Here is a 26958-nt window from a genome sequence, read left to right as displayed (position 1 = left end):
GGGATACCCAAATGTGGGCAGGGCGGGGAGGTGAGCGCTCCGGACTGGCCGGAGCGCTGCGGAGGGACTAACGTTGAGTCGCGGCGGATGCAGCGGACGCGGCCGATTCGCTGCCGTGCGCGCTGTTGCTGAAAAGCACCAGGCAGCAGCAGATGAGCATGATGGCGGCGGCGATGACCCAGCGTGAGTTGAAGTGGAAGGAAGAAGGAGGCGGGACAGGCAGCTCGATGGGCGGCAGGGTTTCCACCACCACCTCGGGCTGGGGCTCTTCCAGGCGTTGCGGTTGTTGTTCAACGAAGGCCGGGGCATAGCCACCCAGGGGTACTTCGATGCGCAATTCGTGAGTGGCGCCCTCGCCTTCGTAGTACTGCTTCAGGCGTTTCCTGAGGCGATGCGCCTCGACTCGAACGATGGAATCTTTCTTAGGATCGAAGCCTTCGACGCGGCCCAGTGCCTCCAGGGCGATATTGGTTTCTTTGATGAGGTGCTGTTCGCCGGCGAAGTGCTTCTTACAGATATAGGAGAGGAATTGTGCGAGAGACGGTGCCCGGGCGAAGATGCCGGAAGCAATCACTGCCTCGAGTTCCGCCTGCTGTGCGGAGGTATGAATTTGAAGGTCCAACTTGGGACTCCCTGATAGCGGACTTAACGACTGGACAGAATATATCACCATCCTGACCAAGGCGTAAAGCCGGTATCGGCGTGCCATGTTAATGTTGCTGTGAAACGTTTGTAACTAGATTGAAAACAAACGTCTTACTCGAGAAGGTGGGGGTAGGCCGCGAGGACCCGGTCGATCTCCTGAGCCTGTCCCGGCGACAGGTCTTCGCTGGGGTTAAGGCACCAGCGGCCTGCCATTCGCTGCTGTCTGACGAGCACCTCGTGGATGCCCGCGATGCAGCCGCGGAAGCCGTTGGAGACGTCGAACAGGGCGGAGTTCAGGTCTGTGAGTTGTGCGCCGAGAGCAAGAAGTAACGAGGGGTTAGTGCCCTCGTGAATGCGTCGAAGTAACTGTACAGCGCTCTTCGTACCGACGGCCCATTGACCCAGGAGCCCGCCGGCGAAGCGTACCGTCGTGCCGCCGAAGGTGAAGGGGGTGAGGAGGTCGGCCACGATGTTGTCGTCGTTTCCTGTATAAAGCGCAATGTCGTTTTCACGACCGGATTCCGCTACCGCCCGTACTACATCCAGCGTCTGGTACCGATGGAACGGCGCGACTTTGATGCCGCACAGATTCTCGATTTCACAGAAGCGCTTCCAGAACTCGTGGGGCAGGATGCGCCCTCCCACCGCGGGCTGGAGGTAGAACCCGAAGACGGGGATGATTTCGGCGACGGCGCGGACGTGGTCGATCAGCTCATCGATGGAGGCGTCGCGCAGGGCGGAGAGGCTGAGCAAGCCGGCGTGGTAGCCGAGGTCTCTCGCCTGGGCCGCTTCGCGGAGCGCCTGGCTGGTGGGTCCGCAGACGCCGGCGATGAGGATGGCCGAAGAACCGCGGGCCTCGAGGGCGGCCAGTTCGAGGACGGGACGCAGCAGGCCGCGTTCCCGGATCTCGAACTGCGTCGTATGGACGCCCACGGCAATGCCACCTGCGCCCGAGTCGAAGTAGTAGCGGGTGAGCGCGCGCTGGGTTTGTTCATCGAGAGTCCTCTGCGCGGTGAGGCACAGCGGATGGGCGGGGATGACCAGCCCCTGGTGCAGACTATCTCGCCAGGACATGATCAGAAGCGCCCCTCTCTGTTCTCGAAGTGTGTGGGTTTGTTCAGCAGCCGGCCGTCCCGCTGGATCCATTCCGCAATCCAGGCGATCATTTGCGCGACGCTGACCTGGGGTGGACCGAAGAGGGAGTGGCAGAGGGCGGCGTTGTTGAGGAGGGCGGTGGGCGACTCGGCGCCATGAAACTCGACGGGGCGGCCGAGGCGGGTGGAGAACTCCTGTGCGATGTCGCGCACGGGCAGCGTGCCGGGTCCTGTGAGATTCAGGACGAAGGCCGGGCTGGAGCAATGCGCGAGGGACCGGATGGCCACGGAATTCGCATCGCCCTGCCAGATGACATTGACGTGCCCCATGGTGACATCGACGGGCGTGCCGCTGAGAACCTTGCGGCCGATGTCGACGAGGACGCCGTAACGCAGTTCCACCGCGTAGTTGAGGCGGATGAGGCTGACGTTGGTGCCCCATTCCAGGGCGGCGTGTTCAAACAGCCGTTCGCGGGCGAGAACGGATTGAGCGTACTCGCCGATGGGCTGCGGCGGGGTTTGTTCCGTGGCGCCGCCGGATTCGACGGGGACGAGGGGATAGACGTTGCCGGAGGAGAAAGCGGCAATGCGAGCCGCGCGATAGCGGCGGGCGACGAGGCCCGGCAGGAAGGAGTTGATGGCCCAGGTGAGCGAGGGGTTGCCGGTGGAGCCGAATTTGCGGGCCGCCATGTAGATGACGTTTTCAGCGTCGGGCAGTTGCTCAAGGGCGCCGGGCTGGAGCATGTCGCAGGAGAGCGTTTCTATACCCCAGGATTCGAACAGGGCTCGTGATTCCGGGGCGCTGAAACGCGAGACGGCGAGCACGCGGCCGGTGTTCCCCCCTGCCAGCATTGCGCGTTTGAGCCGGCGGGCCAGCGAGGGGCCCATTTTGCCGGCGGCCCCCAGGATGAGGATGGGCCCGCGCAGGTGGCGGACCGCTTCAATATCTTCCGTTGAAGGAGTGCTGAGCACGTCCTCCAGTTGGTCTTCCGTTTGAATCATACGCGAGTGATTGTCACAGTGTATCCACCTTCCGCCGGCGGCGTGGTGGTGGAGAGACGGATGCGCCGTACCAGCGGGCCCCAGATGGGCTGGAGGCGTGCATCGGCGGAAGAGTGGTCGTCGATGACCGCCCGCAGCGACTTGTCATAGCGCAGCACAAAGCCGCCCTCCAGGTGCAGTTCACCGGGCGCTGCTTCCTTCGGCTGGCGGATCGTCATGAAACTCAATTCAACCGACTGGGTCCGGGTGAGCTGGAACTGATCCTGAATGGAGACCGAGTTGGCTGTGCGATCGAGCCGCACTTGGCGCCGCCACAGTTTCACTCCGGCTTCCGGCGGGTAAGCGTGCTGCAGTTCCAGGGCGAAGAGGGCCGCGCGGTCATCGGTGGAGCTGGTGACGGAGCGAGCTTCGAACCGCCGCCCGGCCTGCTGGGCCACGCCATTAATGGTGGGGCAGTTGTGCCAGCCGGACTGCATGGTCCAGATCTCATAGCGGCGGCTGGAGAAGGTCTTGGCCGTGTACATCTCCACGCCCACATCGATAAGCACGGGTTCGCCGTTGTGGAAGACGATGAAGTTCCCCACGTCGTTGTGGTTGTGGCTTTCCGCGTTGTGACCACCCTGGGCGGCGACGTAGAAACCGTCCGTCGAGCCCTGCCCCTGGCGTGCCGCGAACACCTGAACGCCGGGCAGGAAGACATCCCGCACCAGCGGCGGCCTGGCCGCGGCGCTGGCCGCGCGCAGGTCCTTGGCATGGAAGACCACGTCGATGGCCCGGCCGAGGGCATCGGGTTCGACTTGCGGCTTCGGGTGGGCGGCGGCGATCCAGGCTCCGTGTGCGATCATGCCCGGATCCTGGATGCGTTGTCCGTAGCGCCAGACCAGATTACCGATGGGGACGACGCGAGCCGAAGCGTCGGCGAAGTTCACATACCAGTCGGCGGCGATGTGGGCTTTGTAGATATAGGTGCCGATCGCATGGACGAGGGGTGCGCCGAAGTAGTCGAGACGGCCGGAAGAGGCGGAGTGCAGCAGTTCCAGGCAGTCGAAAAGAGAGGCGCCGGCGCGGCTCCAATAGCTGGGGCCTTCGTCGCAGCCGCCGTCGGGGTGGTAGTAGTCGAGGAAGCGGTCGATCGAGTTGAGGATGCGGTAGGCAGTGGCGGAGCGCCTGGTCTCATCCTGCTCCATGAGGAGATTCGCCGCCAGCCAGTTGGAGTCGATCCACGGGGTCCAATTGTTGAGAGGACTCTGGTGTTGCGGGTCGAGACCCATCCAGCCGAAGTTGTTGCGAGTGGCGCAGGGATCGAGCATGCGGCGGCGGACCTCGGCGAGGAGCCGCGGCCGGATGAGCGGAGACAGTTTTTCCAACTGGGAGCCCAGCAGGTAGTCGGTCCAGGCCACGGTATTGGCTGTTTCCGCGGCGAAGAGGTCCACGATGGGTTCGCTGATATCGGGCAGCCCGTTGCCGGCTTTTTGCGCGCCGATGTGGGCCGGTACGCCCCAGAAGCTCTCCTCGCAGACTAGCCAGAGGCCATCGAGGATGTCGTCCAGGAAGCGGCCTTCGCCCTCCATGCACTCCGCCAGGACGGCCTGCCGGAGGCGATTGCGGCGGCCGAAGCTGAGGGCTTCGAAGCGGGTGCGGTTGCCATTGCGCTGGAAGTCGAGAAAGACCGTGGCCGGCAGGGAAGGCCAGGGTTGCCCTTTCTGGCGGTTGGCGGCTTCGATGAAAGCGGTGCGGAGGTCGGGCGGCAGGGCCTGCCAGGCGGCGCGATCGGTGGCGCGAGGGTAGGGGTTCCAATGGGACCGAGGCAGGAGGAGGGCGGCGAAACGGGCCGCCTCGTACTTCGAGGAGAGCAGCCGGCGCGATTCCGGCGGTAGTTTGACGTCCTGGGCATCGGCCAGCAGGGCTGCGGCGGGCGCCGCCAGGATGGTGCGCCGGGTTGGAGTGAACATAAGACATTCATACACAATTGCCCGCTTGTGTGTAGCCTGGAATAGATGAAGCTGCCTGAACTCAACGCGTACCTTCACCTGCTGGGGCCGACTCCGCTGGCGCCGATCCAGTTGAATGATGAGGGTCCGCTCATCTGGTGCAAGCTGGAATTCCTCAATCCCAGCGGTTCCACCAAGGACCGGATTGCCCGCCATATCCTGACGAAAGCCTGGCGCGAGGGGCACATCCAGCCCGGCAGCGTGGTTTTGGAGGCTTCCAGCGGATCGACGAGCATTGCCATGGCGCTGGTATCCGCCCAGTTAGGATTGCGTTTCATCGCCGTGATGCCCGAGGGCGTCAGCAATGAGCGTGTTCTGATGATTCGCGCGTTTGGGGGCGAGATCCGGCTGACGCCGAAGGCATTGGGGATTCGCGGCTCCATCGCCGAGACGGAGCGTCTGGCGGCCGAACTCAATGGCTTCCTGCCCTGCCAGTTCTCCAATCCGGAGAATGCCGTGGCCCACGCCCACACGACGGCCCGTGAGGTGCTGGACCAGATTCCCGGCGGACAGGTGGATGCGGTGGTGAGCGGGGTCGGTACAGGCGGTACGCTGGTGGGGCTCTACCAGGGCATTTGCGAGAGTGGCTGCACGCCGATTCCGGTGCTGGCCAAGCCGGTGGATTTGGGAGAGGCTCCGGAGTTGGAGTGCTGTAGCTTCAGCGCACGCATACCCGGCGTGATCGACTGCGTCTCCACGATCCTGAAACCGGAGGAGATGCCGGGCCTGGAGATTCTGGAGGTACGCGACAAAGAGGCTCTTGCCACGACCCGGGCTTTGATGCGGCGCGGATTTCCAGTGGGCGCCAGTTCCGGATTAAACTATGCAGCGGCGGTCCAGATCGCCCGGCGGCTGGGGCCGGCGGCGCAGGTGGTGACGGTGCTGCCCGATCGCATGGAACGATACTTCACGACCGAAGTGTTCGAGCCTATGCGTGCCGCCACATAGCTTCTCTGGGAGGACGCGATGCGACGAAGGGTGTTCCTGGCGGGCATGCCCGCCCTGGCTTTGCAGGCCCAACCGGAGGGGATGAAGCTGTTTCTGCTGGCCGGGCAGTCGAACATGGCGGGTCGAGGGGTGATCACACCCGAAGACCAGGCACCGATCGCGGGTGTCTTCGCGTTCAATAAGGAGATGGCCTGGGCGCCGGCGGTCGATCCTCTCCACTTTGACAAGCCGATCGCGGCGGTGGGGCTGGCCCGTTCGTGCGCGCGAACGCTGCTGCGGTTCGCTCCCCAGCAGAAGATTGGGTTTGTCCCGGCGGCGATGGGCGGCTCGAGCCTGGACGAGTGGAAGCCGGGTGGTGCGCTTTTCACCCAGGCGGTGCAGCGTGCGAAAGCGGCGGCACCGGCCGGAACGTTCTGCGGGATTCTATGGCACCAGGGCGAGGCGGATAGCGGAAAAGAGGAATTGGCCCGTTCGTACACGGCGCGTTGGGTGCCGATGATGACCGCTCTGCGCGGAGAGCTGGGTGCGCCGGAACTGCCTGTGGTTGTCGGACAATTGGGCGAGTTCCTGCGGACGAACGAGGGCGGCAGCCCGTTTTGCGGAGTGGTGAATGAGCATCTGGCGCAGTTGCCGCTGCGAGCGCGCCGGGTGGCGTTTGTGTCCTCTGAGGGCTTGAAAGACAAGGGCGACTCCGTCCACTTCGACACAGCGGGGCTGCATGAGTTCGGACGGCGCTATGCGCTGGCATACATGGGACTGGATTCTTCCTGGGGCTGAGCGGCTCAGGAGTTTGGAGTCGATCAGTCCTCGAGAAGACATCGCGGTCTGCTAGCCCTGCCGGTGGGGGGTGGCGCCGAGTCTGGCGACATTTGCCGGTTCGCCCGTTTCCCCCTCCATCAATCTACTGAGCAGCCGGGCCAGTTGCTTCATTGAACTGGACTGGGTCGACAATCCGTCCACGACAGCCCTGCTGCTTTCGGCGTGGGTTGCAGTTTCCTGTGTCACCGTGCCCATCAGGCCGATCGATCTCTCAATCTGCTCGATGCCCTGGGTTTGTTCGCTGCTGCTGAGGCCCATCGCCTCCACGAGGGTTGTGATCTTGGCGGACTCTTCGGTGATCGTGAGGATGACGGCCACCATTTCGTCGAGCTTGATTTTGCCGCCACTGGACTTGCCGATGGAGTCTTCAATGAGTACGGTAGTGTCCTGCGCTGCCTGGGCGCAGCGTTGGGCCAGATTGCGAACCTCGTCGGCCACCACGGCGAAGCCCATGCCTGCTTCTCCGGCGCGAGCTGCCTCCACCGCCGCGTTGAGGGCCAGAATGTTGGTCTGGAAGGCTATTTCGTCGATTACCTTAATGATCTTGGAGATTTTGCTGCTTTGCGCTTCAATCTCGCTCATGGCCTGCACCATGCCATCGAGGGCCTTGTTCGCCAGTTGGAATTTGTGCTGGGACTGGACTGCAAGATCAGCGACCTCCACCGAACGGTCTGAATTCCGGCGGGTGGCCGCGTGCAGTTTCTCGCTGGCCGACCGCGTCTCCAGGATGGATTCCTCCTGTCGGGCCGTACCCTCGGCCAGCCGGTTGACCATCTGGCCAATTTGACCTCCGGCTGCGTCCACCCGGGACGAACCCTGGCGCAACTCGTCGATGACGAGGCTGACGCGCTGATTCACCCCGCGCATCAGGAAGAGGACAAGAACTCCCACCAGCAGGGCGACGGGCACTACCCAGGCCAACGCGGTGAGCATGCCTGCACGGACCTCCGCTTCCAAGGGCGCTGTGCTGGCGTGCAGGACGAAGATGCCATGCAGTTGACCTGCTTTCCAGCCTTCCATCCGGAAGCCGACCAGGTCGCGGCCATCCTTCGAAGGGCTGGCCGAGGGATCCCCATGACAGGAGAGGCAATCGCCCGTCAGCCGCACCGGGCGTGCGAACACCATCTCGTGCCGGGTGTCGTCGACGTGGAAATACTCTTCCTGCCGGTGATCTTCCAATTTGGCGAGGATCGCGACTTCGTTGGCGCGCGGCTGATTCGCCGGGTTGCGTGGCGCATGCGCCGCGATCCGGAAGCGATAGCCCTGGCTCGCGGCGACGGTTTCGATGCTCTTCCAGGCTGAAACGACCGGCACGGTGCGGTAGAGCTTCGAGAACCGGTAATCGGACGTCCGTGTGTCCGCCGTCGCCAGGTCTGGGTTGAAGACGCCGGCCTCGCGCATGGCCGAAACAGACTGACGGACATTCTCCGCACCCAGGAGCACGCCGCGCATCGCGCCGCGGGTCAGTTCAATGCCCTGGCGGCGCAGGATGGAACGCTGAATCAGCAGGCAGGACGTGGCCGTGGCGAGCACCGCCCCCAGAGACAACAACAGTAGTTTGGTCCGAATTGACAATGATTTGTGAGACACCGCAAAGCATCCGTTCCAATAGCTTCTCGGCGGATCGAGGCGGAGTCAGAGGAAAACTTCCAGGTGGGCGTGTGGGCAAGGGGAGGACAGGCGGCAGGTTCCTGGCGCGCCCGGAGAGACTCGAACTCCCGACCTGCTGGTTCGAAGCCAGACGCTCTATCCGACTGAGCTACGGGCGCGCTCGATTTGTATTCTATCAGCCCGCGCAGGCAACGGGGCCGGCTGAACGCGGTCGGGTTATCAGGTTAAGGAAGCCCATCCGCCGGTCTTCTCGGCGGCCTCTTCCCAGTCGGCTTCCGACGTCCGGGTGAAGATCTGCTTCATGCGCTGGGCAGCGGGGACGCCAGTCTCGGCCAGCACCTTGCCGATCTTGGGATGGGTGTCGAAATCGGGCGCGACGAGGAACATCAGCGACACATACGCGGTGATGGCTTCGGGTTGTTCGATGCCGTGGCCCTGGGCCCGGCGGATGCCCAGCGAGGCCCTGCGGCGAATCTCATCGTCGGCAATTTCGGCTACCGATTCCGGCTGTTCCTCGCACAGGTAATCGAATACGTGGTCGAGCAGATCTTCCTCATCCGGCGTCATGACTCTTCATGGTACAGCGCCGCGCTGGCGCCCACCCACTCCATATTCTTGTTATGGTCCACGCCCATCATCTTGCCGCGACCCATCCGGATGATGTGGGTCACCGGGCGGCGGTTGATGTACATTACGCGGATCTCGGCCTTGGTGAGTCCAAACGGGGTCTCGACGACGGGAGTAAAGTCCACGCGTTCCTGGAGGATGAAGTTGGCCCGTTCCGCGACGGGGATGGCGTCGATATCCGACTTCTCGGGCCCGATCAGGACGCCCAGCCCGGCGAAGGAGTAGAGCGGTTTCAGGACCCACTTCGACAGGTCGTCCGGCAGCCGTTCCACACGGTCCAGGAAGATGGTTTGCGGCACCGAGGGATGGTGGAGGTAGGGGATGGAGAACTTCGAGACCCGGAAGTAGAAGTTGGGGTGCCCGGCCCACTCCACATCCAGGTCGTCGCGCCAGTCGAAGGGCATGCTCACCTGACGGCGCTCGATCTCGTCGACGATCGCCCGATTGTAGATCCGGCGAATCTCGACGGTGCGGCCGTCCCTCTGGTAGTAGAGTTTGCGGCCCTCTTTTCGGACCTGGGTGATACACACGGCCCGTACCCCGAGCATGCGTTCCGTCAGGAGGAAATCGCAGAGGGTCTTCTGGTGATCGGGATCCACCTCCAGCAGGACGACATTCTCAGGGTCGTGGCTGCCGACGATCGACTGTTTCAGTAACGCCCAGTAGCGCGGGTTGTCCAGTCCGTCCAGCAGGTAGTGGAGGTCCGCGGGCATTTCATAGGCGTCGATGTAGCTTTGCGCCAGCACCGGCTGGAATGCATAGAGAGAAGGGAAGCCCTGTATTTCCACCAGTTTGGGATGCAACAGGCCGTCTTCTCCACGGACGACGCCGAAGTCCACTTGAACAAACATGGGCTCGGCGGGTTCGTTTGGTACTTTGTACTGCTCCGGCAGCGAGGCGTCAGAGATCTGGCGGTAGGCGGGATCGTCGACCAACTGCCCGATGAGTTCGCGGCCTTCGCGGGAGATGCGCTGCATGAAGTCCGAGTCGAAAAAACAGGGCGTTTCGCAGAGCCGGAACGAGACGTGAGTCCCGCTGCGATCGTCGATCAGGGACTGGAAGCGCACGTAGCGTTGCGGCGTGAAGTGGTCGTTGAAGAGGCGCCGGAGTTCGTCGCCTTTCACAGCGCAAACTCCCCGTCTCGCATAATCAGGCGATCGTCGGCATGAATGGTGAACTTCCGGCCCACGACGTCGATATGAGTCGAGGAGTACCACTGCGCGCCGGTATGGTCACCATAAGGATTGCCGAAGGCGATGTGGACGCCCGGGATTTTCTCATCCTGCAGGATGTTGCCGATGACGTCGCGCACGCCCAGGTTGGTGCCGATGGCGAACTCGCCCACGCGGTCTGAGTTCTCATCGGTGTGGGTGTACTGCCAGAATTCGGTTTCCAGCTCTTTGTTGGCGCAGTGCGCTTCCTTCAGCCGGTTGCCTTCTATGATTAGCGTCAGCGGGGTGGGGCCCAGGTCGCCGTATTTCGCACACAGATAGTCGCCCACCACCCCATCCACGACAAAGCGGCCGTTGACTTCGCCGGGCGTGGTCCAGACTTCGCCGCCGGGCAGGTTGCCCCACGTATTTTCGCTGATAATCCCACTTGTTTTCAACCACTTATAGTCTGGATTCATGGTGGCGACGATGTCCGTGCCGGCTGCGTTCCGGGCGCGGATCTGTTTCGCCGGCCGGGTGATGTCCAGCAGGCGCAGGCTGAGGTCGTCGACGGCCAGGTAGTCGGCCCGCATGCCTTCGAGCATGATGCGTTTCTCGATGTTCACCATGTGGGCGTGGCGGATCTTGCGGCGGTTCACCACATCCGTCATCTGCATGCGGCTGCGGAGTTCGTTGCGCTGGGCCACGACGGCGAAGATGCTCACCTGGCTCGATTCCATGTCGTCCAGCACGACCTGGGGCATGGCCTCCAGCGGCCGGGTGGCGCACTCCTCCAGGACAAATGTCTGGTAGGGTGCGCCGATTTCGACCAGGGCCGCCTCCAGCGCGGCTGCGATTTCGCGGGAGACGTGATCCGTGATGACCGTTACTTTTTCGTACGGTTGGACGCGCAGGCAGACCCTGACCGCGTTGCGCGCGCCTTGGGTCAGTTCGGGGTCGAATGGGATCAATTGAGCCCCGCCTCCGTTTCCTGAATGATGTAGTCCACGACGGCTTTCAGGTCGCGTGTTTCGTGGAAGACCTTCAACTGGCGGTCGGCTCCGGTGCCTTCTTCCAGGATCCGCCGCAGGTAGTTGATCTCGTTCAGGCTGCCCAACTCTTCGGCCACCGGCGCCACCATGTTGAAATACTCTTCCATGAGGTCTCGGAACGGGACTTCCACCCGCTTGCCGAAGTCGATCAACTTGCCGTTGATGCCGTAGCGGACCGCACGCCATTTGTTTTCCATCAACAACATACGGCGGTAGAGCCGGAAGCCCTGGTTGTTGGAGTGGAGCTTCCACAGCATGACCACGGTGGCTTGGATCAGCGCCGCCAGGGCAATGGTCTCGTCCAGCCGCATGGGCAGGTCGCAGATGCGGAATTCGATGGTGGAGAACGTCGGATGGGGGCGCAGGTCCCACCAGATCTTCTTGGCATTGTCGATGCAGCCGGTCTGGATGAGCAGGTTTACGAGGCTTTCGTACTCGCCGTAGCTCTGGAAATAGTCCGGAATATTGGTTCGAGGGAACTTGTCGAAAACCTTGCAGCGGTAGCTGCGCAGGCCTGTTTCGTCACCCAGCCAGAAGGGCGAATTGGTGGAGAGCGCCAGGATGTGGGGCAGGAAGTACCGCGCGGCGTTCATGATGTGGATGGCGGTTTCGCGGTCCTCGATGCCCACGTGGACGTGCAGCCCGAAGATCAGGTTGGCGCGCGCCACGTTCTGCATATCCTCGACGATCACCCGGTAGCGCTCGTCGGGATAGATGCTCTGGTTCCGCCAGTGGGAGAAAGGATGGGTGGCGGCGGCGGCCAGCCTGAGGCCGTTGGCCTTGGCGAGTTCCACCATGTGGCGGCGGATGGTGGTGATCTCGGCGCGCGCTTCGGCGATGTTGTGGCAGATCTCGGTACCAACCTCGACCACGCACTGGTGCATCTCCGGCTTTACGCGCTCACGCAGCACCAACTTGCCCTGCTCGATCATCTCCGCGTCGATGTGGCTGCGCAGTTCCCGTGTCACGGGATCGACGGTCATGTACTCTTCTTCGATTCCGATGGTGAAGCTTGGGCGTGTCATCAGAGTCTCCTCGTGCCAACTTATCGTTGTCCGCCGGCCAGGAACCGGCCCCAATGGTAGTCGTCCTGCGGCAGGGCAGGGCTCAGCGCCGTGGCAATAGCGAGGTCGGCCATGGCTTCGAGAATCCACTCGAAGTTCTCTTCCCCTACGGAAAACCGGTCGGCATCCGGGGCGGGGTTCAGGTAGTCGATGGCATAGGGGATGCCGTCGCGCACCGCGAATTCCACCGTATTCATGTCGTAACCCAATGCACGACAGAGCTTTAGCGCGTCGGCGACGATCCGGTCGTAGAGCGGGGACTGCTTGGGGTCGGCCGTGGTGACATAGCGCTGCTCATGCGGCAGGCGCGGGTCGTAGGCCATGACGTGGACTTTTTCGCGGCCGATGACGTAGCAGCGGTAGTAGTCGGTGAAGTCGATGTTCTCCTGCAGCACCATGCCCAGGTCGCCGGTCTGGTTGTAGGCGGCATAGAGGTCGTCGGGCGAGTGCACCTTGTAGACATTGCGCCAGCCGCCGCCCAAATGCGGCTTCATGAAGGCCGGAAAGCCAATGTAGTCAAAGACTTCCTGCCAGTTGAGCGGATACATCAGGTTGCGCATCGACTGCGACGTGGTGCCCGGCGGGTGGGAGTGATGCGGCAGCATGACGGTCTTGGGCACGGCCACCCCAATCTGCTCGCCCAGCGCGTAATTGAAGAACTTGTCGTCGGCGCTCCACCAGAAAGGGTTGTTGATCACCTTGGCGCCGTGCAGGATGGCGTTCCGGAGGTAGGCCCGGTAGAACGGGATGTCGTGCGAAATCCGGTCGATGATGACCTCATAGCCGCTGGGCCGGTCCATGCGGAAGGCGCCGGTCATCAGGCTTTCGGCCATCACTCCGTCCACCTGGCGCGCGTTGATGCGGTCCACCAATGCCATCGGGAAGGTGTTCTCCATCCCGTACAAAAGCCCAATCTTCTTCATCACTTCGTCCTCCGTTGAAGATGATTCCGCGTTCTAGCTAAAGTACTTCTTTGACATGAGCTGCCACAAGGGCCAATCGTGGACCGCGCCCAGGCCCCAGTAGTCGAACCAGTGCGGGATGCCCTTGGCGTCGAAGATTCCGGAAATGCGGCGGTTCTCTTCCAGGCAGATGTCGTGCTCGCCCGCGCCGAATACCCAACGGATCTCCCGGCGGTATTGGTCCAGATACCAGGCGTCGTGCGTATTGGGTACGAAGTCCACCGGGTTGTTGAAGTAGCAGTCGTTGTCGTAATAGCCGCCCAGGAATTGTTTGATGTCGTAAGCGCCGGACATCGAGACACAAGTGTGGACACATTCCGGGTGGCGCAGGGCGAAGTTGGTGCAGTGATAGCCGCCGAAGCTGCAGCCGGTGACGGCCACGCGATGATGACCGCTCTTGGCCCGCATCAGGGGTAGTACTTCCTTCACGAGGTACTCCTCGTATTGCACATGTCTACGCACGCGGTCGGCTGGATGAATACCCTTGTTGTACCAGCTTTCCTTGTCGACGCTATCCACGCAGAACAGCATCGCCTGGCCCGTATCCAATTGCCATTGCATGGCTTGCACCATGCCGCGGTCCTCATATTCGAAGAAGCGGCCCATGGAGCTGGGGAACACCAGCATGGGGATTCCTCCGTGGCCGAACTGGAGGATCTCCATCTCACGACCCAGCCTTTGGCTGTACCACTTGTGATATTCGCGATTCATCGACGATCCCGGCGCCGGCCCCCTTCCCAAGGTATTCTCCCAGTGTAGAGCAGGAGATTCGCCGTTTGATGACGCCAGGCGGTCAGCGGAGCCTTGTCAGTGTAAAAGACTTGTCAGCTTGCCTACACAGCGCTCAACTTTCTTCCCCGTTCTGTCGATAATCCCGACATGGACATGCGCGCGAGCAGCCTTCGGCTGGCGGCGTGCCTGGCAGTGGTCTGCCTGGCACCCTCCCTGCATGCCCAGAAATTTGCGTTTCAGGAGTTTGGCTACGCCGACGGCTTGTTGAACCTGGCTGTCGAGCAGGTGATTCAGGACAAAGACGGTTTCCTGTGGGTGGGCACGCAGAACGGGCTATACCGTTTCGACGGACACAGCTTCGCCGAATTCGGTGTGAAGGACGGGGTTCCGGCCACCTCCCTGCAGTCGCTGCACCAGAGTCCGGATGGAACGATCTGGCTTGGGACGCCGGTGGGGTTGTGGGTCCAGAATGGCGCCCGGTTTGAAAAGGTGGACATTGCGCCCGCCAGGAAGGTCGTGGGCGCGCAAGGTGTCGCTTCCGACCGTGCGGGTCGGGTATACATCGCGACGCCGACCGGTTTGCTGCTGGCCGACCGGCAAAAAGCCGGCAATTGGAAGTTCCACTTTGCGACAGGTGTAACAAGTCCGGTGGCGAGCGTCATGGTGAATCGCCGCGGGGAGGTCTGGTTCGGGTGCCTGAACTCCATCTGCCGGTTGGAAGGTGAGAACCAGGTTCCGGCCGCGTCGTGGAAGGAGAAGCCGAAAGAGCCCTGGCAGTACATGTTGGAGGACAACGACGGCAATCTCTGGATCCGCAGCCGGGTTTCGGTGATGGTGAAGCGAGCCGGGGCGGAGTCCTTTGAGACAGTGCCGTGCGACCGGTCCCTCAGCAGCCCATGGGTGCCTCAACTGGCGCTGGATAACAAAGGCCGCCTGCTGGTGCCACTCAAAGAAGGTTTCGCGATTCTGGAAGAGACCCGCTGGCGATTTGTCACCCGTGGCCAGGGCCTGGCCGCCAATGACGTTTCGATGATCTTCCGTGATAAGGATGGGGCGATGTGGGTGGGCCTGCTGGGCCGCGGGCTGTTCCGCTGGATCGGCTACGGCGAATGGGAGGGCTACACCTACACCGAGGGGCTCAACGACGAACTCGTCTGGCAGATCCTGCCGGACGGCCGGGGCGCCGTCTGGGTGGCTACTCGCGGTGGTCTCTACCGAGGCTGGCGGAAATCGGAGAGTTACTTGTTCGAAGCGACGCCTGCGCTGCAGGGCGAGGAGATCCAGGCGCTGGTGAAGGATGCCGACGGCAGCCTATGGGCTGGATCACGCGGCTTTGGCATCGTACATCTATTCCCGGAAACAGGGCGCGTGGACCGGTTCCCGCTGCCGCAGTTGGCGCCGAATCACTACATCTCGCACATTGAGATCGACAAACAGGGACGGATCTGGGCCTCGGCCACCACGCGGCCCGGGTTGTTCCAGTTCAACCGGACGGCGCGCCGCTTCGAGGCGGTTGAGGTTCCGGGGGCGGAGAAGTCGACAGGGCTGACAATGAGGATCCTGCCGGACGGCGAGATCTGGTACGGCACGACCCACGGTTTGTTCCGGCACACCGGCGATCACTGGATCCGGTACGGCATGAAGGATGGGCTCAAGGACGAGAGCGTGTGGTCGATCGGCGACGGGCCGGACGGCACCCTGTGGCTTGCCTACCAGACCGGCATGGGCCTGACGCGCGCCGTGCGCGAGGGCGACAAGCTGCACTTCTCGCATCTCAACCCCGCCGACGGGCTGCCGTCGAACCAGGTCTACTTCACGCGGTTCGACAACAAGGGCAATATGTGGGTGGGCAGCGATCGCGGAGTGGGCGTCTTCAACGGTAAGCAATGGTCTCAATACCGGCGCGGCGACGGCCTGGTCTGGGACGACTGCAATTCCGATGCCTTCGCGTCGGAGCCGGATGGCACGGTCTGGATTGGCACGAGTGCCGGACTTTCGCGATTCCACGAGTCCGAGGTCAAAGCCAGTCCCGGCCCGCCGCGCGTTGTGCTGACTTCCATACAACTGGGCGGACACGCGCAAACCGTGACGACCAAAGCCAAGGTGGACTACCGCTGGAACACGCTGACGGTCCGGTTTGCCGTCCTGTCGTTCTCCCGCCCTTCCAGCCAGCGCTTCCGTTATCGCGTCGTCGGGCTTTCGTCGGAATGGCAGAACACGTCGCAGCGCGAGATGCAGTTCGCGGAAATGCCGCCCGGGGACTATCGCCTGGAGGTGTACGGGTTTGATGGCTACAAGGAATGGAGCAGGGAGCCGGCTGTTTTCGCCTTCACGATCATGCCTCCGTGGTGGGCCAACCGGTATCTGCAGGGCCTGGTGGTTCTGCTGCTGATTGCCGCCGGCATCTGGCGCATCGAGCGCGCGAAGAACCAGCACCGCGAGGAGACTGAACGGCTGGAGAGCGCGGTGGAAGAGCGTACGAAGCAACTGCGCCTGGAGAAGGAGCGCAGCGACCGGGCCAACCGACTGAAGGACGAATTCCTGGCCAATGTCAGCCACGAGATCCGGACGCCCATGAACGGGATCCTGGGGATGACGGAGCTGGCGCTGGGTACGACGCTGACGACGGAGCAGAAGGACTACCTGGAGACCGTCAAGATCTCGGCGGACAGCCTGCTGGCGCTGTTGAACGATATTCTCGATCTCTCGAAGATCGAGGCCGGCTATATGGAGATCGGCCACGAGGAGTTTCCGCTGCGCGACACGGTGCAGCAGGCGGTTCGCACGCTGGCCGGCCGGGCGGCGGCGAAGCGCCTGGAACTCACCTGTTCCTTCGACCGGCAACTGCCCAACCGCATGATCGGCGACAGCTCGCGGCTGCGCCAGGTGTTGTTGAATCTGCTGGGCAATGCGCTCAAGTTTACCGAAAAGGGTTCCGTCTCGCTGACCGTTGCGCTGGACCGCACCGCGGGCAATGACGCGGAGGTCCGCTTTGAGGTGAAGGACACTGGTATCGGCATACCGCTGGATCAGCAGAAGTTGATTTTCGAGGCCTTCCGCCAGGCGGACGGTTCCGTGACGCGGCGTTACGGCGGCACGGGGTTGGGTCTTGCGATTTCGGCCAAGATTGTCGATGGCATGGGCGGCCGGCTGGAGGTGGAGAGCGAGCCGGACAAGGGCAGCATCTTCCGTTTCTGGGTGAAGATGCAGTTGGTGGGGCCGCTGGAGAAGCAGCCTGAGGCTGAACCGGAGCCGTTGCCTGAGCCTTCGGTCCCAGGCCGGTTGAGGGTGCTGGTGGCTGAGGACAATCCCGTTAACCGCAAACTGGTGGAGCGGCTGATGAGCAAGCGTGGTCACGAGGTGGTGGCGGTTTCCGACGGCAAACAGGCCGTCGATAAGATCTCGGCTCAACCTTTTGACGTGATTCTCATGGACGTCCAGATGCCAGGCATGGATGGGTTGGAGGCGACGCGCCAAATCCGCAGCCTGGAGGCGGCACTGGGCGGCCACGTGCCCATTCTGGCGCTCACCGCCAACGCGATGAAGGGTGACGAGGGCTCCTGCCTGGAGGCCGGCATGGATGGCTTCCTCACCAAGCCGTACGAGGCCGAGAAACTGTTCGGTGTAATTGACGAGATGACCCGCCGCAACCCGGTTCCATGAAGCCTCGCGCCCATGCGTGGTAGTGTTCGATAGATATGGTTTCTGCATCGAACCGCTGGTGGATTCATGAAGATTGGCTGGCCGTCTGGTTGGGGTTGGCGACCCTGATTCTTGTGCCCCTTGGCTTGCGGCCTGCATTGCCCGCATTCAAATGGGCTTCCACCACCGCGCTGGGCGGTTTATTCAACGCCGCCAACATACAGACATCGCTGATTCTCTGCGCGATTTTGTTCGTGATGGCGCTGCCTGGCGCCCTGGCGCTGGGCGCGAAAGCCGGAAAGTTCGCACTAGGCTTCCTCGTCGTTTTCGCCCTGTCCTGGCTGGCTCAACTCATAGCCGGCAACAGTACGATGGCCTACTGGGGCATCGAGTACGTCATCTTCGCGCTGGTGCTGGGCCTGCTGTTCAGCAATGTGATCGGCTGCCCGGCCTGGTTGATGGAGGCGGTGCGTACGGAGTATTTCATCAAGAGCGGCCTGGTCATCATGGGCGCCACGATCCTCTTCCAGGACATCATGGAAGCCGGCGTCCTGGGCATGCTCCAGGCGGTGTTGGTCGTCGTGGTGGTTTGGTATTTCAGCTTCTGGCTGTGCCGCCGCCTGAAGCTGGACGATGAGTTCTCGGCGATGCTCTCCACCGCTGTGTCCATCTGCGGAGTGAGCGCAGCCATCGCGGCCTGTGGAGCCATCCACGGCGACCGCCGCCGGCTCAGTTATGTGGCCAGCGTCGTGCTGATTGTGGCCGTCCCCATGATCGTGATCCAACCCTGGCTGATCAAGACAATGGGACTCTCCGATGTCGTTGGAGGCGCATGGCTGGGCGGGACGCTCGACACGACGGGCAGCGTGGTGGCCGCCGGATCGCTGATCAGTGAGACCGCCATGAAGATGGGCACCATCGTGAAGTTCTCGCAAAACGTGCTTATCGGCGTGGCGGCGTTCCTGCTATCGGTCTGGTGGTCGATGAAGTCCGGCAATGGCAATCAGCCCAAGGCCAGTGCGCGGGTGATCTGGGAACGGTTCCCCAAGTTTGTGATCGGATTCGTCGCCGCGTCCCTGGTGTTCAGCTTCCTGGTGGATCCGGCTGTCGTGAAGGCGACCAAGGGCACCCTGACTGGACTGCGGACCGCCTGGTTTGCGCTCGCCTTTGCCTGCATCGGCCTGGAAACGAAATTCACCGATCTGCTGACGATGGAGAACGGCCGGCCGTTCTTTGCCTTCCTGGGCGCTCAGACGGCCAACGTGATCTGGACGCTGATCCTGGCCTGGTTGATCTTCGGCGGCATGTTCTTCGCCGTGCCGAAGCTCTGACGCTCTACAGGAAGCCCAGCCGGCGGCGGTACCCGCGGCTGATCTTGAGCTCCGTGCCATCCGACAGCACGGCGCGATGTTCGCCGTCGACGCCCAGTTGCACCTCGCGGATGCGGTCGATGTTGACGATGGTCGAGCGGTGCACGCGTACGAACTTTTCGGGATCCATGCAGCGCTCCATCTCGGCCATCGACTGCCGCACCAGGTGGGCGCGGCCGGCCACATGCAGCCGGACGTAGTAGTCGGCGGCTTCGATCCAATCGATCTCGGGGGCCCGCACGAGCACGAGGCGGTTGCCGGTCCGCACAATAAAGCGGTCGGTAAACGCGGCCTCTCCCTCTTTTACCTGCCCGGGACGGGCAGCCGCCAACGCTAGCAATCGTTCGCCCAATTGTTCCATTTCGCGGCACCTCACCTGTCTCTTGGCGTTCTCCAGCGCCTTCGCGAATCGCTCATCATCGAAGGGCTTCAGTACATAATCCACGGCCTGCACTTCAAAGGCACGGATGGCGTGCTGGTCATAGGCAGTCACGAACACAATCACCGGCATATTCTCCGGATCCAGCGTCGCGATGACGTCGAAGCCGTCGGCCTCGGGCATCTGCACATCCAGAAACACGAGGTCGGGCTCGAGTTTCGGAATATCCTCCATGGCTTCCAGCCCGCTGGCGCTTTCGCCGGCGACCTCGATCTCCTGGTCGCGCTCCAGCAGCAGCCGCAGGTTTTTCCTGGCCAGCGGCTCGTCGTCCACCAGCAGGGCGCGGATGCGGGGCGCGGCCGTCATGCCGGATCCTCGCGCAGCGGCAGGTGGATCACCGCCTCCACACCGGACGGCCTCGCATCGTGCACGTCCAGTCCGGCGCGCTCACCGTAGAGCGTCGCCAGGCGCTGGCGCGTGTTCGCGATGCCCACCCCGGCGCGCCGCGGGTTCTCCTGCAGCGACGGACCATCGTTATTCACCGTCAGCCGCAGCACGCCGGAAGCCTCGGCCGCGCTGACACGGATGTTCACCGCCGCGTTGCGGGCCGCGACACCGTACTGGATCGCGTTCTCGAGCAGCGGCTGCAGGATGAGGCTCGGCACCCTGGCTCCGCCCAATTCCTCCGGCACCGACCAGTTCACGCCCAGCCGTTCGCCATAGCGCATCTGCTGAATGTCGAGGTATTGCTTGGCGAAGCGAATCTCCTCGTCCAGCTCCACTTCCAGGTCCGGCGGGCTGTCGATTACATAACGCAGCAGATCGCTCAGGCCCACCAACATGCGGATCGCGCTGTGCTGGTTGCCGTCGCGCACCAGGGCGGAAATCCCGTTCAGGGTATTGAACAGGAAGTGCGGGTTTAGCTGGGCGCGCAACGCCCGCAGTTGGGCCTGCGAGAGCTGCGTCTCGAGCTGCGCCTCGCGCACGTCCCGTTCCTGCAGTCTCTGCTGCGACTCGCGCCACGCGCAAAAGATCATCACGCCCACATAGGCCAGCAGATCCATGTGAAGCTGGGCCAGGAATTGCCCGCCCAGACGCTCCAGAAACGTGCTCTTGCCTTCATTCGGCCAGTACTTCAGCAACTCGGTCGCCAGCACAACCAGCAGCACCGCCCGGGTTGCGGCAATGCAGATCCAGGTCACCAGATGCAGCGGCAAGGCCACAGCGAGGCCCGGCCTGCGCAATGGGTAGCGCCGGCCCAACTCCACCACCAGCGGCGTCGCCATAGCCCAGATCATCCAGCCCAGGAAGGCCCGGATGAAGAGAGGGGTGCCCGGCACTTCCGGCATCTCCGCCTTGACGCTGAGCACCACCTGGGTTGCATTGAACAGGGCAAACGCTACCCAGACGGCGGACAACTTCCACCACGTCACACGGATGCGCGACGGATCACGCGGTACAGCCGGATTCATGCCATGCATTCCATCAGATTGACGCACGCCGGGGATCCAGGTGCAAGGAGAGGCGCACCACGACCCCCTGCCTGCTCACCGTATTCGGCGTTACTTCCAGGACTCCGCGCCAGCTGCGGTCCCGCTCATCCCGAAAGCGCCACTGGCTGCGCAAAGGGGCGTCTTCGCCGTCGATCCGGGTCCATTGCGGCGTCGACTCCATCCAGGTCACATGTTGGCGGATGGCGGTCTGAAACGCCTCAAAGACCACCTCGGGCGAAGAGGGGTCTGTGACGGACCACTCATTCACCCACTGCTCTTCGTCGCCTTCCCGCCGGATCGACTGCGCGCTGGTCACCGCATAGCGAAAAGCGCACAGCCTGTCGGCCAGTTGCGACCTGACGAAGGATCCCTCGGGATCCCAGTTGTATTCCACGGCCAGGGCGGCCATCTGGGCCGCGCCGCGTCCGTCCAGCTTCTCCAGCACGTGCAGCGCCGCGTCGATGCCGGCGGACAGGCCCGCCGAGGTCACATACTTGCCGCTATCCGTATAGCGGACATCGTCGACGACCCTTGCCAGCGGGGCGATGCGGCGCAGGCCGTCCGTCAGCCCGAACGTGGCGGTTGCGGTCTGATCGTCCAATAGTCCGGCCTTGCCCAGGAGAAACGATCCATTGCTCACCGAGAGCACGACCTGCGCTTTGCCCGCCTTGTCCTTCAGGAAGCGGAGCAGCCGCGGATTCTCCAGTTCGGCCTTGAGGTTGCTGCCGCCGGGCACCAGCAGGATGTCTGGATCCGGCGCGTTCTCAAAGTTGTACTGCGCGTTCACGCTGAGATCGCCATTGGTCATCACGGTGGGTTGCTCCGCGACCGTGAATACGCTGGTTCCGCCATAGCGCAGAATGTCGATGGGGGCGGCGTAGCCCATCACCTGCGCTCCGGGAAACAGCACCACGGCGGCCGTCCGCTGCGGCAGCGTGCCGTCTCCACGGACGGCTGCCAGCGGCAACAGGACGGCGAAGAGAAGTCGACTGCATGTTTGGCTCATTACGGGGCCTCCCAGTCTCACCTGGATACAGCATGCGGCCAGGGGCGCGGTTCAGGTTACGGAATGCAGGGAGAGGCGGGGGATTTGCAGCGAATGGCGGTATCCGGTCAGGCGAGGGGATCCCACCCGCGGGGTTGTAAACTTTCTCCGGCGAGTGTGACGTGGCCGGGTTTGCCCTTCACGATGAGCCCCACGCGGGTCAGTTCCGGGGGCGCGCGGCGGCCAGCCGGCAGGGTGCAGAGCAGTTCGTAGTCTTCGCCCCCGAAGAGGGCGTGCTCCCGCGTGGCCTTCGGCGCGGAGGGCAGTGGACCATCCAACTCAGCCGCCACGCCGGACTCCACGGCGAGGCGGTGCAGATCCATCGCCAAGCCGTCGCTCAAGTCCATGCAGGACGTGGCTTTGCCGCGCAGCTTACGCCCCAGTTCCAGCCTGGGGATGGGACGGTCTTTGTATTCCCTGACTGCGGCCCTGCCCAGTTGGCCGCTGACATAGATCACGTCGCCCGGTTTCGCCCCATCGCGCCGCAGCGCCTTGCCGCGCGGCGTGGAGCCGATCACGATGATGTCGATGCTGAGCTTCTCCGTCCGGGAGACGTCTCCGCCGATGATCTGCACGCCATGCAGGCCGGCCAGTTTGTTGAAACCCTTATACAGATCCCGGACATAGTTGTGACAGCACCACGGCGCCAGGGCCAGGGAAACCAGGGCGTAGCGCGCATCGCCGCCCATCGCGGCAACATCGCTGAGACCGCGGGCGAGGGCCTTCCATCCGGTATCGATACCCGTTTGGGCGGCCCGTGTGAAATGGACATCCTCGATCACGAAGTCTGTCGTGAAGAGCAGGTCTTCGTTGGCCCGGGGGCGGATGATCGCACAGTCGTCGCCGATCCCCTTCACCACGCCCGGGGCTGCCGACCGGGGCGTCGACCACTTCCGGATCGCTGTGATGAGGCTGAGCTCGTTCATTCCTGCGCGGGATCCACCAGCACGAGCCCGGAGGGCAGTTCTTCACCGAAGACACGGGCCATCGAGTCGAGATCGCTGGGCGTGTCTCCTTCAAACAGCGACAGCAGTTCGGGCGAGCCAGCCAGCGTGCGCCGAACCATCTCCAGCGAAGCCGGCGGCAGATCGCGCGTTGCGTCGCCGGTGCTCTGCGCCAGCCGCGCAATGCACTCTTCACCGCCCTTCACTTTGCCGATGCCCTCAATCCAGCGCACCGCCGTTGCGGCCGGCAGCACCTGATTCAATGGTCCATAGAAGAGCTTACGGGCGCCAATGCGGGCCAGGCACCAGAAATCCGATGCATTTGGTTCGGAACGCAGCCGCTTCACCAGTGTGTTGCCGAGGTCGGTGCGCGTGCCCGCCGGCAGCAGTTCCAGCGACGCGGCGCAGCGCCACATTTCGCGCTCCAGGCTGGAGTTCAGCCGCTGCGGCTTGCCCTTCGGCAGCAGCGCATAAGCGGTCCGCTGGAAGACGTCGGCCTGCTGGTTCCGGTTCAGCCCGCCGGCCACGCGGCCCCAGAAGATCCACCACTGGGTTTCGTTCTCGGGTTTGTTACCGAACGCCGGACCTTGCGCCCAGACGCGTCGCGCCAGTTCAATGCGGTAGTCGTCGCCGGGATGCCCGAAGCCGGGGCGCAGGCACAAGCCGCCCAGGTTCAGCCAGCGTACCTCGTGGGCTGGTGACTTTCTCCGGCCCTCGTTCAACTCCAGGAATATGTCCGCCAGTTTGCGGATCACTTCCAGGGGCCAGGAATTGCGGCCCAGGGCAAGAGTCTGTTCCAGCCTTCCGGGGAGTTCCTCGGGCGCCAGCGTGCCATGCTGGAACACTGCCCGCACAGCTTCCTCTGCCGCGGTGAGGGCTTCGGCGCTGATCACCGCGACCGGCCGCGATTTCTTTATCTGCTCCGCCAGGACGGGCTTGCGCAGTTCAAACTGCAGCCGCCAGCGGTGTTCGCTGATCTTCGACTCCGCCCAGATCTCCAGCGTGCCCACTTCGCTCAAATGGACGCCGAGCTTCACGGGCACCAGGCGCTCTTCCGCTTTCTTGCCGAAACGAATGACCGCTTCCAGCGGAGCATGCTGGTGCAGGTTCTCGGCCACTTCCTGCATCGGGAACTCCACCACTTCGCCCACCTGGTCTTCCGTGCGCAGCAGGGAAGAGTAGAGCTTGAACTTCACCGGCTTGTTGGCGACCAGTTGCAGGTTCTCGAGATCCAGCGTGAGCGTCGAACCTTCTTCCGTACCACGCGGGACCAGGCAGACGGTCTTGAGCGTCGCCGCATCGGGGGAGTCGACACCCAGGAAATAGGCCCGGGGCAGGCCGCCGCGCACCAGCACGCCGCTGCCGGTTCCACGGACATAAGAGTAGTAAGCCGCGCCGACGGCCACGGCCAGGTCCAGGTCGTTGTTCTCGAAGACGAGGGGGCGCTTGCCATACCAGCTCTCCACCACGTCGGTGACCCGCTGTCGTAGGATCTCCGGGATGAAGAATCCGCCGTTGAAGAGGATCGCGTCCGGCGCCGGCGATTGCGACGACTGCAGGAACGCCGCCAGATGGCGCGTTACGGCCGGGTCGCTGACATACGGCAGGCCGATCTCGCGGAACAGGCTCTTCTTGTCTTCCTGCGGCTTTTCGTCCAGCCCGCAGAACGGCAGGAAGCCCTCCATCGCCAATTCCATTGCCTCTTCGCGCAGTACGGTCGCTTTGAGCGTCCCGCCGATCAGCGAAGTGCCGCCGCCGAGCACGGTGATATCCACGCTGGCCAGGTCCGCCGAGCCCAGTAGTCTTTCCTTGGCGGCCGAACACTGACGGCGCAATGCGCTTCGCTGGCGCAGCGAGAGCTGCTTGTTGAGCTTCGATTCCACCAGCCATGCCAGCGTCAGGTCCAGATTGTCGCCACCCAGCAGCAGGTGCCGGCCAACGGCGGTGCGCGTGAAGTTGACGCGGTCGCCTTCGCGGCCCACCCGGATCACGGTGAAGTCGCTGGTGCCGCCGCCCACGTCGACCACCAGGACAGTCATGCCGTCCGTCAGCGACTTCTGCGACTGCGACAGGTGGTTGGCGATCCACGAATAGAATGCGGCCGCGGGCTCTTCCAGCAGCGTCAGGTTCTCGATGCCCGCCTCGTGGGCGGCTTGTACTGTCAATTCCCGCGCTTCTTCGTCGAACGAAGCAGGCACGGTGAGCACGACCTCGTGTTCCGAGATGGGTCCGCGGCCTGTTGCTTCCCAGGCGTCGCGAATGTGTTTCAGATAGCGCGCGGAGGCTTCCACCGGCGACACCACGCGGCCGGCCTCCTGTGCGTCCCACGGCAGGATCTTCGCGGTCCGGTCCACCTCGGAGTTCGACAGCCACGACTTGGCGGAATGCACGAGCTTGGTCGGTACCAGCGCTCCCTGCTCGCGCGCGTTCTCACCCGTGAGTCCATCGCCTTCGAGATAGAGGAACGAGGGCAGGGAACGCCGGGGCTCGATCTGGCCGCCGATTACTTCCTGGGGGATCGACAGGATGTGGACTGGCGGGAAATCGGCGCCGTCCGCCTCGTTTGGGTCGATAAACGCGCACGCGGAGTTCGTCGTGCCGAGGTCAATACCGATCTTCATGGTTTTCGTTTCTGTCCAGCTTCGCGCACCTGAAACTCGAGCTTCCAGCGCCGGCCATCGCGGGCCACGCACCACAATTCCAGCACTCCGGTTTCGGTCACATGCGTCTCCAGGGACACACGCACCATCTGGCCTTCCTGGCCTTCCAGATGGACCTGGATGGGCGCGATCTCTTCCAGGTCGGAATCAATCTCTTCCAGCAGCGTCCCCGCCTCGTCGTGCTTGCGCGCCGAGGACGAGAAGAACCGGAACTCCGCCGGCTCGCCCACCACCAGGGCGAATTCGCGATTCGGAACCGTGGTGCCGGTCCCCTCTTCCATGCCGAACGGGACCACGGTTAGAGCTTTCATCGGAGCGGCGAATCCAGGCACTGCGGGCATGGCTGATTCGATGCCGATGTAGTAGGTCCGAGGGACACCGCCGCGAATCCGGATGCCGCGCCCTTGCCGCGCCCGGCCGTAATAGGCGGCCCCGCGGGCGACAGCATGCATCAGATCGTCGCCTTCCAAGGCGATAACCGGCGGCTTACCCTCTTCCGCCAGGAAGGCGTTGAGTACCTCGACTACACGCTCGCGCAGATGGCCGGCGCGGAACACGCCGCCATTGAAAAGGACGTGAGTCGGGCACGCCATTCCGGATGCGTCGCGCCGCAGGAATCGCGCCAGGTGGCGCGTGATGGCGGCGTCGGGTTCGTACGGCAGCCCCACTTCCATAAGGCCGGATCGCCGCTGGCGGGCCGGCATATCGTGCGACGTGACTACAGGGAAGAAGCCGTCCACCAACAGTGTCTCGACCTCGGTTCGGGTCAGCTTCCCTTTGATCGTTCCGCCGATCAATGAGGAGCCGCGGCCGAGGATAGTCAGCGGCGCTTCCTGCAGTTCGTCGTTCGACAGCAGGTTTTCCTTGGCCAGCCGGCACTGCTGCCACAGCGTATGGAACTGCATCGCGTCGAGCTTGCCCATGCGCGCGGCGGCGGAATGCGCCAGCGCGAGATCCATGTTGTCGCCGCCCAGCAGCAGATGGTCGCCCACCGCCACACGTTCCAGTTGCAGGGCGCCGGCCCCTTCCGTGACGCTGATCAGGGTAAAGTCCGTGGTGCCGCCGCCAACGTCGATCACCAGGATGAGGTCGCCCGGCTGCACACTCTCCCGCCAGTCCTCATGCCGCTCCAGCCATGCATAAAACGCGGCCTGCGGCTCTTCCAGCAGGATCAGGTTGCGGTAGCCCGCCTGCTCGGCGGCCTTCTGGGTCAACTGGCGTGCCACTTCGTCGAACGAGGCGGGTACCGTCAGGACAACCGATTGATCCACGAAGGGCTCATCCGGATGCTCGTAATCCCAGGCGGCCTTCATGTGTTCGAGGTAGCGCTGGCTGGCCTCGACAGGGGACACTCGCGGAGCCCCTTCCGGCGCGTTGACCGGCAGGATCGCGGCCGTGCGGTCCGCCCCGGTGTACGACAGCCACGACTTGGCCGAGGTCACCAGCCGCCCCAGGGTCTCCACCCCGCGGCGCGCCGCCAGCCGGCCCGTGATGGTCCGGTTGCCATCCAGCCAAGGCAGGTCCAGCGCACCTTCGGCGAACTCACCTTCCCGGGCCAGATAGAGCGCCGATTCCAGCAACGGTTCGGCCTGCACCTCGCCAGGATTCGTCAACTGCGGAATCGCAAACAGCTCCACCTGGGCCTCCGCATCGGCGGACGTCGAGGCAAACCCGCAGTTTGTGGTGCCGAGGTCGATACCAAGAAATCGCACGAAACTTCGCCGGCC

General features: G+C 63.3%; 21 protein-coding genes and 1 tRNA gene. 4 read left to right on the top strand and 18 right to left on the bottom strand.

The genetic code is table 11. The features are described 5' to 3' along the window. Positions 1–67: 67 nt before the first annotated feature. The 4 genes from ACR9Y2_RS39365 to ACR9Y2_RS39350 form a co-directional block, all read right to left on the bottom strand. Positions 68–622, bottom strand: coding sequence for a hypothetical protein (locus ACR9Y2_RS39365; RefSeq protein ID WP_435047407.1), 555 nt, complete (start codon positions 620–622; stop codon positions 68–70). 134 nt (positions 623–756) lie between these two features. Further along, the gene (locus tag ACR9Y2_RS39360) at positions 757–1719 is read right to left on the bottom strand and encodes a dihydrodipicolinate synthase family protein (RefSeq protein ID WP_435047406.1); all 963 of its coding nucleotides are present in this window, start codon (positions 1717–1719) and stop codon (positions 757–759) included. Between the two features lie 2 nt (positions 1720–1721). Beyond that, positions 1722–2741 (bottom strand): NAD-dependent epimerase/dehydratase family protein, encoded by a 1020-nt coding sequence (locus ACR9Y2_RS39355; RefSeq protein ID WP_435047405.1) that lies wholly within the window; start codon positions 2739–2741, stop codon positions 1722–1724. Further along, positions 2738–4693: a heparinase II/III domain-containing protein gene (locus ACR9Y2_RS39350; RefSeq protein WP_435047404.1), complete on the bottom strand. Its 1956-nt coding sequence runs from the start codon at positions 4691–4693 to the stop codon at positions 2738–2740. Before ACR9Y2_RS39350 ends, ACR9Y2_RS39355 begins: the two co-directional genes overlap by 4 nt. A gap of 45 nt (positions 4694–4738) precedes the next feature. On the opposite strand from ACR9Y2_RS39350, the gene ACR9Y2_RS39345 reads away from it, so the two are divergent. Both ACR9Y2_RS39345 and ACR9Y2_RS39340 read left to right on the top strand, forming a co-directional pair. Then, the gene (locus tag ACR9Y2_RS39345) at positions 4739–5680 is read left to right on the top strand and encodes a PLP-dependent cysteine synthase family protein (RefSeq protein ID WP_435047403.1); all 942 of its coding nucleotides are present in this window, start codon (positions 4739–4741) and stop codon (positions 5678–5680) included. 18 nt (positions 5681–5698) lie between these two features. Further along, the gene (locus tag ACR9Y2_RS39340) at positions 5699–6457 is read left to right on the top strand and encodes a sialate O-acetylesterase (RefSeq protein WP_435047402.1); all 759 of its coding nucleotides are present in this window, start codon (positions 5699–5701) and stop codon (positions 6455–6457) included. Between the two features lie 51 nt (positions 6458–6508). Here ACR9Y2_RS39340 and ACR9Y2_RS39335 read toward each other — a convergent pair whose 3' ends face one another. The 8 genes from ACR9Y2_RS39335 to ACR9Y2_RS39300 form a co-directional block, all read right to left on the bottom strand. After that, positions 6509–8074: a methyl-accepting chemotaxis protein gene (locus ACR9Y2_RS39335; protein ID WP_435047401.1), complete on the bottom strand. Its 1566-nt coding sequence runs from the start codon at positions 8072–8074 to the stop codon at positions 6509–6511. Between the two features lie 117 nt (positions 8075–8191). After that, positions 8192–8268 (bottom strand) — tRNA-Arg (locus tag ACR9Y2_RS39330). A 61-nt stretch (positions 8269–8329) separates the two neighbouring features. Continuing rightward, the gene (locus ACR9Y2_RS39325; protein ID WP_435047400.1) at positions 8330–8677 is read right to left on the bottom strand and encodes a hypothetical protein; all 348 of its coding nucleotides are present in this window, start codon (positions 8675–8677) and stop codon (positions 8330–8332) included. Next, positions 8674–9861: a hypothetical protein gene (locus ACR9Y2_RS39320; protein ID WP_435047399.1), complete on the bottom strand. Its 1188-nt coding sequence runs from the start codon at positions 9859–9861 to the stop codon at positions 8674–8676. The genes ACR9Y2_RS39325 and ACR9Y2_RS39320 overlap by 4 nt, the downstream gene beginning before the upstream one ends. After that, positions 9858–10859, bottom strand: coding sequence for an aminopeptidase (locus ACR9Y2_RS39315; RefSeq protein WP_435047398.1), 1002 nt, complete (start codon positions 10857–10859; stop codon positions 9858–9860). Before ACR9Y2_RS39315 ends, ACR9Y2_RS39320 begins: the two co-directional genes overlap by 4 nt. Further along, positions 10856–11965, bottom strand: a complete 1110-nt coding sequence (locus ACR9Y2_RS39310; RefSeq protein ID WP_435047397.1) for a carboxylate-amine ligase — start codon at positions 11963–11965, stop codon at positions 10856–10858. Before ACR9Y2_RS39310 ends, ACR9Y2_RS39315 begins: the two co-directional genes overlap by 4 nt. 20 nt (positions 11966–11985) lie before the next feature. After that, the gene (locus ACR9Y2_RS39305; protein ID WP_435047396.1) at positions 11986–12927 is read right to left on the bottom strand and encodes an ATP-grasp domain-containing protein; all 942 of its coding nucleotides are present in this window, start codon (positions 12925–12927) and stop codon (positions 11986–11988) included. Between the two features lie 33 nt (positions 12928–12960). Beyond that, the gene (locus ACR9Y2_RS39300) at positions 12961–13677 is read right to left on the bottom strand and encodes an esterase family protein (protein ID WP_435047395.1); all 717 of its coding nucleotides are present in this window, start codon (positions 13675–13677) and stop codon (positions 12961–12963) included. A gap of 168 nt (positions 13678–13845) precedes the next feature. On the opposite strand from ACR9Y2_RS39300, the gene ACR9Y2_RS39295 reads away from it, so the two are divergent. Next, positions 13846–17361: a two-component regulator propeller domain-containing protein gene (locus tag ACR9Y2_RS39295; protein ID WP_435047394.1), complete on the top strand. Its 3516-nt coding sequence runs from the start codon at positions 13846–13848 to the stop codon at positions 17359–17361. A 35-nt stretch (positions 17362–17396) separates the two neighbouring features. Then, entirely contained in the window at positions 17397–18671 is a 1275-nt protein-coding gene (locus ACR9Y2_RS39290; RefSeq protein WP_435047393.1) for a YeiH family protein, read from the top strand. 4 nt (positions 18672–18675) lie between these two features. Here the strand turns inward: ACR9Y2_RS39290 and ACR9Y2_RS39285 are convergent, their stop codons facing one another. The 6 genes from ACR9Y2_RS39285 to ACR9Y2_RS39260 form a co-directional block, all read right to left on the bottom strand. After that, positions 18676–19455 carry a LytR/AlgR family response regulator transcription factor gene (locus ACR9Y2_RS39285; RefSeq protein ID WP_435047392.1) on the bottom strand — a complete coding sequence of 260 codons (780 nt, stop codon included), beginning with the start codon at positions 19453–19455 and terminating at the stop codon, positions 18676–18678. Beyond that, complete coding sequence (locus ACR9Y2_RS39280) at positions 19452–20561, bottom strand: sensor histidine kinase (protein WP_435047391.1); 1110 nt, start codon at positions 20559–20561, stop codon at positions 19452–19454. Before ACR9Y2_RS39280 ends, ACR9Y2_RS39285 begins: the two co-directional genes overlap by 4 nt. Positions 20562–20574: 13 nt before the next feature. Further along, positions 20575–21588, bottom strand: a complete 1014-nt coding sequence (locus ACR9Y2_RS39275; RefSeq protein WP_435047390.1) for a DJ-1/PfpI family protein — start codon at positions 21586–21588, stop codon at positions 20575–20577. Positions 21589–21695: 107 nt separating this feature from the next. After that, entirely contained in the window at positions 21696–22553 is an 858-nt protein-coding gene (locus tag ACR9Y2_RS39270; RefSeq protein WP_435047389.1) for a thiamine-phosphate kinase, read from the bottom strand. After that, entirely contained in the window at positions 22550–25192 is a 2643-nt protein-coding gene (locus ACR9Y2_RS39265; protein WP_435047388.1) for an Hsp70 family protein, read from the bottom strand. The genes ACR9Y2_RS39270 and ACR9Y2_RS39265 overlap by 4 nt, the downstream gene beginning before the upstream one ends. Next, positions 25189–26943, bottom strand: a complete 1755-nt coding sequence (locus tag ACR9Y2_RS39260; protein ID WP_435047387.1) for an Hsp70 family protein — start codon at positions 26941–26943, stop codon at positions 25189–25191. Before ACR9Y2_RS39260 ends, ACR9Y2_RS39265 begins: the two co-directional genes overlap by 4 nt. Positions 26944–26958: the final 15 nt, after the last annotated feature.

It is taken from the genome of Paludibaculum fermentans (assembly GCF_051172195.1).
Classification (GTDB): domain Bacteria; phylum Acidobacteriota; class Terriglobia; order Bryobacterales; family Bryobacteraceae; genus Paludibaculum; species Paludibaculum fermentans_A.
This window is presented reverse-complemented; position numbering and strand designations above follow the sequence as displayed.